Source organism: Rugamonas sp. FW305-51 (genome assembly GCF_058786935.1).
This window is the reverse complement of sequence record NZ_JBYSZG010000061.1, coordinates 25,120-32,337: the sequence shown is the minus strand read 5'-3', so window position 1 is coordinate 32,337 and position 7,218 is coordinate 25,120. Positions and strand designations below refer to the sequence as shown.

7 protein-coding genes and 2 tRNA genes are annotated in these 7,218 nt (G+C 62.9%); 6 read left to right on the top strand and 3 right to left on the bottom strand.

Annotated features, from left to right (window positions below):
- From ftsH to glmM, 3 genes are all read left to right on the top strand, one after another.
- On the top strand, positions 1–1,495 hold a 1,495-nt coding region (gene ftsH, locus AC3WOS_RS26145; protein WP_492719930.1), incomplete at its 5' end, for an ATP-dependent zinc metalloprotease FtsH.
- Between the two features lie 88 nt (positions 1,496–1,583).
- A complete protein-coding gene (folP, locus tag AC3WOS_RS26140) occupies positions 1,584–2,423 on the top strand; it encodes a dihydropteroate synthase (RefSeq protein WP_492719929.1) in 840 nt (279 codons plus the stop codon).
- A gap of 30 nt (positions 2,424–2,453) precedes the next feature.
- Entirely contained in the window at positions 2,454–3,803 is a 1,350-nt protein-coding gene (gene glmM / locus AC3WOS_RS26135; RefSeq protein WP_492719927.1) for a phosphoglucosamine mutase, read from the top strand.
- Positions 3,804–3,923: 120 nt separating this feature from the next.
- Here glmM and AC3WOS_RS26130 read toward each other — a convergent pair whose 3' ends face one another.
- A complete protein-coding gene (locus AC3WOS_RS26130) occupies positions 3,924–4,355 on the bottom strand; it encodes a hypothetical protein (protein ID WP_492719926.1) in 432 nt (143 codons plus the stop codon).
- Positions 4,356–5,242: 887 nt separating this feature from the next.
- On the opposite strand from AC3WOS_RS26130, the gene AC3WOS_RS26125 reads away from it, so the two are divergent.
- Together AC3WOS_RS26125 and AC3WOS_RS26120 are read left to right on the top strand one after the other, a co-directional pair.
- Positions 5,243–5,319 (top strand) — tRNA-Pro (locus tag AC3WOS_RS26125).
- Between the two features lie 78 nt (positions 5,320–5,397).
- Positions 5,398–5,474: transfer RNA gene (locus AC3WOS_RS26120), tRNA-Arg, on the top strand.
- Between the two features lie 80 nt (positions 5,475–5,554).
- On the opposite strand, the gene AC3WOS_RS26115 is transcribed toward AC3WOS_RS26120, so the two are convergent.
- Together AC3WOS_RS26115 and AC3WOS_RS26110 are read right to left on the bottom strand one after the other, a co-directional pair.
- Complete coding sequence (locus AC3WOS_RS26115; RefSeq protein WP_492719925.1) at positions 5,555–5,866, bottom strand: HigA family addiction module antitoxin; 312 nt, start codon at positions 5,864–5,866, stop codon at positions 5,555–5,557.
- Between the two features lie 13 nt (positions 5,867–5,879).
- Positions 5,880–6,161: a type II toxin-antitoxin system RelE/ParE family toxin gene (locus tag AC3WOS_RS26110; RefSeq protein ID WP_492719924.1), complete on the bottom strand. Its 282-nt coding sequence runs from the start codon at positions 6,159–6,161 to the stop codon at positions 5,880–5,882.
- Positions 6,162–6,286: 125 nt separating this feature from the next.
- Here AC3WOS_RS26110 and AC3WOS_RS26105 point away from each other — a divergent pair, with 125 nt between their 5' ends.
- Positions 6,287–7,204, top strand: a complete 918-nt coding sequence (locus tag AC3WOS_RS26105) for a LysR family transcriptional regulator (protein ID WP_492719922.1) — start codon at positions 6,287–6,289, stop codon at positions 7,202–7,204.
- The last annotated feature ends 14 nt before the right edge of the window (positions 7,205–7,218 follow it).

The window sequence follows — 7,218 nt, the reverse complement described above, 5'->3', positions numbered from 1 at the left end:
GGGGGGGGGCAAGGGCGGGGCGTTCTCCTTCGGCAAGTCGAAGGCGCGCATGATGGATGAAACCAACAACACCGTCACCTTCGCCGACGTGGCCGGCTGCGATGAAGCGAAGGAAGAAGTCAACGAGATCGTCGACTTCCTGAAAGACCCCACCAAATTCCAGAAACTGGGTGGCCGCATTCCCCGTGGCGTGCTGATGGTCGGCCCACCGGGCACCGGCAAGACGCTGCTGGCGCGCGCCATCGCCGGCGAAGCGAAGGTGCCGTTCTTCTCCATCTCCGGTTCCGACTTCGTGGAAATGTTCGTCGGCGTGGGCGCCTCGCGCGTACGCGACATGTTCGAGAACGCGAAAAAGCATTCACCGTGCATCATCTTCATCGACGAGATCGACGCCGTGGGCCGTCACCGCGGCGCCGGCATGGGCGGCGGCAACGACGAGCGCGAACAGACGCTGAACCAGCTGCTGGTGGAAATGGACGGCTTTGAAGCGAGCTCCGGCGTGATCGTGGTGGCCGCCACCAACCGTGCCGACGTGCTCGACAAGGCGCTGCTGCGTCCGGGCCGTTTCGACCGCCAGGTGTCCGTGGGCTTGCCCGACATCCGCGGCCGTGAGCAGATCCTCAACGTCCACATGCGCAAGGTGCCGATCGGCACCGACGTCAAGGCCGACATCATTGCCCGCGGCACGCCCGGCTTCTCCGGCGCCGACCTGGCCAACCTGGTCAACGAGGCGGCCCTGTTCGCGGCCCGCCGCAGCAAGCGCCTGGTCGACATGATCGACTTCGAGGACGCCAAGGACAAGATCTTCATGGGCCCGGAACGCAAGTCCATGATCATCCGCGAGGAAGAGCGCCGCAACACGGCTTACCACGAGTCCGGCCACGCCGTCGTGGCCAAGCTGCTGCCCAAGGCCGACCCCGTGCACAAGGTCACCATCATGCCGCGCGGCTGGGCCCTGGGCCTGACCTGGCAGCTGCCCGAGCACGACAACCTGTCCGGCTACAAGGACAAGATGCTGGAAGAAATCTCCATCCTGTTCGGCGGCCGCATCGCCGAGGAAATCTTTGTCGGCCAGATGTCGACCGGCGCCTCGAACGACTTCGCCCGCGCCACCAAGCTGGCCCGCTCCATGGTGACCCGCTTCGGCATGTCCGACAGCATGGGCGTGATGGTGTACGAGGACAGCCAGAACGATGGCTTCTTCGGCGGCGCCTCCAAGACCATTTCCGAGGCCACCCAGCAGAAGGTCGATGCCGAGATCCGCAACATCCTCGACACCCAGTATTCGCTGGCCCGCAAGCTGCTCGAGGAACACCGCGAACAGGTGGAAATGATGACCAAGGCCCTGATGGAGTGGGAAACCATCGACGCTGACCAGATCAACGACATCATGGCCGGCCAGGAGCCGCGTCCGCCGAAACCGGGCGTGACCATCCGCAAGCATCCCAGCGACGGCGGCCCGGGCGTGACGCCCAACGTGACCGCGCCGGCCTGATTTTTTTAGCCGGACCGCCAGTGAAGGGTGAGGAGCGATCCTCGCCCTTTTTCGTTATGCGCCCAGGCGCCCATTAACAACCGTTTCAATGCGACAACAATTTCAGTTCGGCCGTTTCAATTTCCCCCTGGCAGGCGAGGGCTACCGGCCCCGCGTGATGGGCATCCTCAATGTCACCCCCGATTCCTTCTCCGACGGCGGCCACTACCAGTCGCTCGAGTTCGCCGTCTCGCACGCCGAGCAGATGATGGTGGAAGGGGTGGACATCATCGACGTGGGCGGCGAATCGAGCCGCCCCGGCGCGCCGTCGCTGCCGCTGGCGCAGGAGCTCGAGCGCGTGATGCCGGTGCTGTACGCGCTGCGCGACTGCGGCAAGGCTATCTCGGTCGATACCTACAAGCCGCAGGTGATGCGCGAAGCCATCATCGCCGGGGTGGACATGATCAACGACATCAATGGCTTCCGGGCGCCGGGCGCCATCGAAGCCGTGCGCGACAGCGACTGCGCCCTGTGTATCATGCATATGCAGAGCACGCCCGACACCATGCAGGTCCAGCCCGCCTACGGTGACGTGGTGGCTGAAGTGACAGCCTTCCTGCGCGAGCGGGTGGCGGCGCTGACGGCGGCCGGCATCGATCCACGCCGGCTGTGCATCGATCCGGGTTTTGGTTTTGGCAAGACTGTCGCGCATAATTACGCCTTGCTGCGGGCCACGGGCCAGCTGATTGAACAGCTGGGCCTGCCGTTGCTGGCCGGCCTGTCGCGCAAGTCCATGATCGGGGCCGTGACGGGCAAGCCGGTCGAGCAGCGCCTGGCCGGCAGCCTGGCCGGCGCCCTTGCTGCGGTGGCGCAAGGAGCGCTGATTGTGCGCGTGCATGATGTGGCGGAGACCGTCGATGCCCTGAAAGTGTGGCAGGCGGCACAATAATTCGGTAATTTCTATCTGGAAGAGAACTGTATGGCACGCAAATATTTTGGTACGGATGGTGTACGCGGACTGGTGGGCGTGGCGCCCATCACGCCCGATTTCGTCATGCGCCTGGGCTACGCGGCCGGCAAGGTGCTGGCCAAGGCCAGCGCGGGCGCCAGCAAGCCGACCGTGTTGATCGGCAAAGATACCCGCATTTCCGGCTACATGCTGGAAGCGGCCCTGGAGGCGGGCTTCTCGGCCGCCGGGGTGGACGTGATGCTGGCCGGCCCCATGCCGACGCCCGCCATCGCCTACCTGACGCGGGCCCTGCGCCTGTCGGCCGGCGTCGTCATTTCGGCCTCGCACAACCCGTTCCAGGACAACGGCATCAAGTTCTTCTCCGACCAGGGCACCAAGCTGCCGGACGCCGTGGAGCTCGACATCGAGGCGGCGCTGGACTTGCCGATGGATTGCGTACCGTCGGAAAAGCTGGGCCGCGCCAAGCGCCTGGACGACGCCCAGGGCCGCTACATCGAGTTCTGCAAGAGCACCTTCCCCAACGAGCTGGACCTGCGCGGCCTGAAGATCGTGGTCGACTGCGCCCACGGCGCCGCCTACAACATCGCGCCGCACGTGTTCCATGAGCTGGGTGCGGAAGTGATCGCCATCGGCAACAAGCCGGACGGCTTCAACATCAACGCCGGCCACGGCGCCACGGCGCCGGACGCCATGTCGGCCGCCGTGCGGGCCCACGGCGCCGACCTGGGCATCGCGCTCGACGGCGACGCCGACCGCCTCATCATGTGCGACGCCACGGGCCGGCTGTACAACGGCGACGAGCTGCTGTACGTGATGGTGATGGACCGCCTGGCCACGGGCCCCGTGCCGGGCGCCGTGGGCACCTTGATGACCAATATGGCGCTGGAGGTGGCGTTCAAGCAAAAGAACATCGGCTTCGCGCGCGCCAAGGTGGGCGACCGCTACGTGCTGGAAGTGATGCAGGAAAAAGGCTGGATCCTGGGCGGCGAAGGCTCGGGCCACCTGCTGTGCCTGGACAAGCATACGACGGGCGACGGCATTATTTCGTCGCTGCAAGTGCTGTCGGCGCTGGTGCGCAGCGGTAAGTCGCTCGAGCAATGCGCGCAAGACCTGGTACTGTTCCCGCAGACACTGGTCAATGTGCGGGTGGCGCCCGGTTTCGACTGGACCCGCAACGCGGCCATGGTCAGCGAAAAGGAACTGGTGGAGCGCGAACTGGGCGACAGCGGACGGGTGCTGATCCGCGCCTCGGGCACGGAACCGCTGATCCGCGTGATGGTGGAAGCGCGCAATGCGGCCGACGCCGCCGCCATGGCGCAGCGTATCGCCGACAAGGTCGACAGCCAACTGGCGGCCTGAGGCGGGGGAGGGCGCGGCAGCCTGGCCCGCAGGCACGGGCTGCCACCCCGCCCGCGATGCCTGGAGGGGACAGGCACCCCGGGCGATGCGAACCGGCCGTGAACGGCTGGTCCGCCTGGCCTAACGTACGGCCAGCGTCATGGCCTGGGCCGGGATCACGGTGCCGTCGGACAGGGTCCTTTGCGGCACCACCATCAGCAGCTCGCCACGCACGTTATCGTTCGGCAGCAGGTCTATCGTCATTTGCAGCTGCTGGTCCAGGGCCGTGAAGGCATTGGCGCTGGTGGCCACGATCTGGTGCCGGCCCTGGTCATTCACTTCCGCATACATCTTGCTGCCGCGGCTAGTCAGGACCAGGTATTGGCCATTGGCGAGCTCGTACGCACCCTTGTAGGCATAGAACTCGTCCTGGTCCATGTGGCGGATGTGCGTAGGCGCGTCGATTCTCAGTGCCGGGCCGGGAACGGTAACGGTTTCGGCCGGGGCGGTGGTTTGGCTGTAGGCGGCCAGCGATGCCACGCTCAACAGCGAAGCGAGTATGAGCTTTTTCATGATTTTCACCTTCCTTTTTCATTGAACAGCGTTGCTGCAATGCCGGTGATTTAATTCCGATTCAACTCCGCCAGTGGCGGCGGCGGCGCCGGCTGAATAATATCCCTGTTTTACTTTGTGATATAAACTTCATCATGCGGATTTTGCATGCAATGGCCTGTGGCCGTATCATATTAATGCTTGCTGCTTTATCCTGATCATGCCGATTATTTATATACGGCTGATCGGGATGAATAAATATTAATTGCCTGCGCGCCGGCCGGGATAATGGCGGCCGGCCGGACTCCCGCCAGCGCCGTCCATCCCTGCAGGGCAGGGGCGAACCAGCGCAGCGTAGCTGCCCGGACTACAGCAACAATGTCGCTTCAAACCATCCGAAATGGAGGAGATCCCTGCCGGCGGCATGAGAACGGCCGGCTGAATAAGGCTCGCATGGCGCGAGCCTGGCTGACGTCGGGCGGTATTTATATTACTGAGAGAAGCGCTCCAGCTGTTCTCTGGCAGTAGTGCCCGTTCGTCCCCAGCTGCAACTCCGGCGGGTGCGCGGAGATATTGTTGTGCGCCGCCTCGTGAGCGGCGCAATGCAGCGCAAGAATTTCTGATTGATAGTTATTCTGCTATTAAACGGAGAGAATGTAACCTAATATATTTCTATCGCTAATTGGATGGCGCTGCATAAAATATATGGGCATCCATTGCGTATCGGTTTATTTAAAACCGCGGGAATAGGCGGAGCTTGCGGCGATCTTGTGCGGCCGGTGATAAGGTTGTCCGTTCTGCTGATGGCTACTGACGAATTGGCAAGTTTTTCTGCCTGTCGGCGGGAAATATGAACAATTCGTCCGAAACATTGACGAAAATGGCGCCAACGGTTACTATGTCGTCTTCGGAGTGTAGCGCAGCCCGGTAGCGCACCTGGTTTGGGACCAGGGGGTCCAAGGTTCGAATCCTTGTACTCCGACCAAGAACACATCAAAACGGGTTGTCACTGACAGCCCGTTTTTCATTTCCGCATGCGTTCGCACGCGTACTGCACATCGCACTGCCCATAGCTCAGTTGGATAGAGCATCAGCCTTCTAAGCTGAGGGTCGCAGGTTCGATTCCTGCTGGGCAGGCCAATTAAATCAAGAACTTGAGTGAACTCATATGGGGCAGGCCGGAACTCAGCCTCCGCATGCGATACGCGGTGCCTTCAGGGCTAAGCGGCGAGCGGTGCAGGTTGCACTTGCATGGGTTTCACCTTAAATCGCTGCTCCGCTTGCCACATGTCATAGGCGCATTGCTCGGCCAACCAGACACGGGCATCGCCACCACGCGCCACACCAAGCCAGGCCTCGATACGCAAGGCCATTTCCGGCGAGATGGCGGCGCGACCGTTGAGCACACGAGACAGCGTCACGCGGTTCACGTCCAATTGTTCCGCAGCTTGGGTCACGGACAGGCCAAGCGCCGGTAACACGTCGTCACGCAGGGTGAGGCCGGGGTGTGGCGGGTTGAACATGCGAGCCATGACAGGTTCCCTTTCAATGATAATCTTGATAATCGACCAATATGACGTCGATGCCGTCAAACTTGAACGTCACGCGCCAATTGCCACTAATCCATACGGAATAGTGCCCTTTGAGCTCGCGGCCCTTCAACGGGTGAAGCTTCCAGCCCGGCAAATTCATATCCTGCGTGCTGGTCGCCACGTTGAGACGGCGCAGCACGGCGCCCAAGCGTGGTGCGTGGGCGGTCTGAATGCCGGCCATGCTGCCCGTTTCAAAAAAGGCTTTCAAGCCTTTATGCTGAAAGGTCTTGATCATGCTGGATTGTAGCGTGTAACGCCTCACGCATCAATCGGTATCAACGCGGGTGCATGCCTGCGTGGCGTTACGGAATGCCGAGTTCGCCCGGGCAAACAAGTATTTGTTGTATTACTATAGTGCCCATGGACATCAATCTGGCACGAACCTTTCTCCAAGTGGCCGCCAACGGCAGCTTTATCCTGACGGCGCAGCGCATGCACCTGACCCAGACGGCCGTCAGCGCCCGCATCCGTACGCTCGAGGAACAATTGGGGCGGCGGCTGTTTGTCCGTAACAAGGCGGGCGCCCGGTTGACGCCGGCCGGCGAGCAATTCATGCGCCATGCCCACGCGATGGTGCAAGTGTGGGAGCGGGCCCGGCGGCAAATTGCCTTGCCGGCGGGACGGGAGGAGGGCATCAGCCTGGGCACGGAGCTGAGCCTGTGGCATCCCTTCCTGGCCGACTGGCTGATCTGGATGAATCAATCCCATCCGGCGATTTCCATCCGTTCCGAAGTGGATATGGCCGGGCGCCTGCTGGACCGGGTGCAGGATGGCACGCTCGACCTGGCGGTGCTGTACAACCCCCGTCCCCGAGCCGGCCTGGTGTCGGAATTGCTGCTCGAGGAAAAACTGGTCATGCTCACCACCGACCCGGAGGGCAAGGTCGATCCCGCCCGTTATGTCTACGTGGACTGGGGGCCGCAGTTTTCCATCAACCATGCGGCGGCCCATCCGTCGCTGAGCACGCCGCCCATGTCGATTTCGCTGGGGCCCCTGGCGCTGACCTATCTGCTCAGCGTGGGCGGGGCCGGCTATTTCCGGGCCGGGACGGCGCAACAGTTCATCGCCGATGGCCGCCTGCGCCCGGTCAAGGACAGCCCGGAGTTTTCCCACTCGGCCTACGTGGTGTACGCCACCCAGCGCGACAGCGCCACCCTGGACCGGGTGCGCCATGCGATGCGCACGGTGGCCGCCCGCACCGACCGTTCCGGCCTGCACCACACCATCGGCGCCCGTCCCGCCAACCTGCCCTCCGGCGTGACGCTGGACGACGCCTGAGGCCCGACGGCATT

Excerpts from the sequence above, each read along its gene's own strand:
- AC3WOS_RS26110 (WP_492719924.1), bottom strand. The coding sequence starts at position 6,161 with ATGATCAAGACCTTTCAGCATAAAGGCTTGAAAGCCTTTTTTGAAACG.
- AC3WOS_RS26115 (WP_492719925.1), bottom strand. The coding sequence starts at position 5,866 with ATGGCTCGCATGTTCAACCCGCCACACCCCGGCCTCACCCTGCGTGAC.
- AC3WOS_RS26105 (WP_492719922.1), top strand. The coding sequence starts at position 6,287 with ATGGACATCAATCTGGCACGAACCTTTCTCCAAGTGGCCGCCAACGGC.
- AC3WOS_RS26130 (WP_492719926.1), bottom strand. The coding sequence starts at position 4,355 with ATGAAAAAGCTCATACTCGCTTCGCTGTTGAGCGTGGCATCGCTGGCC.
- glmM (WP_492719927.1), top strand. The coding sequence starts at position 2,454 with ATGGCACGCAAATATTTTGGTACGGATGGTGTACGCGGACTGGTGGGC.
- folP (WP_492719929.1), top strand. The coding sequence starts at position 1,584 with ATGCGACAACAATTTCAGTTCGGCCGTTTCAATTTCCCCCTGGCAGGC.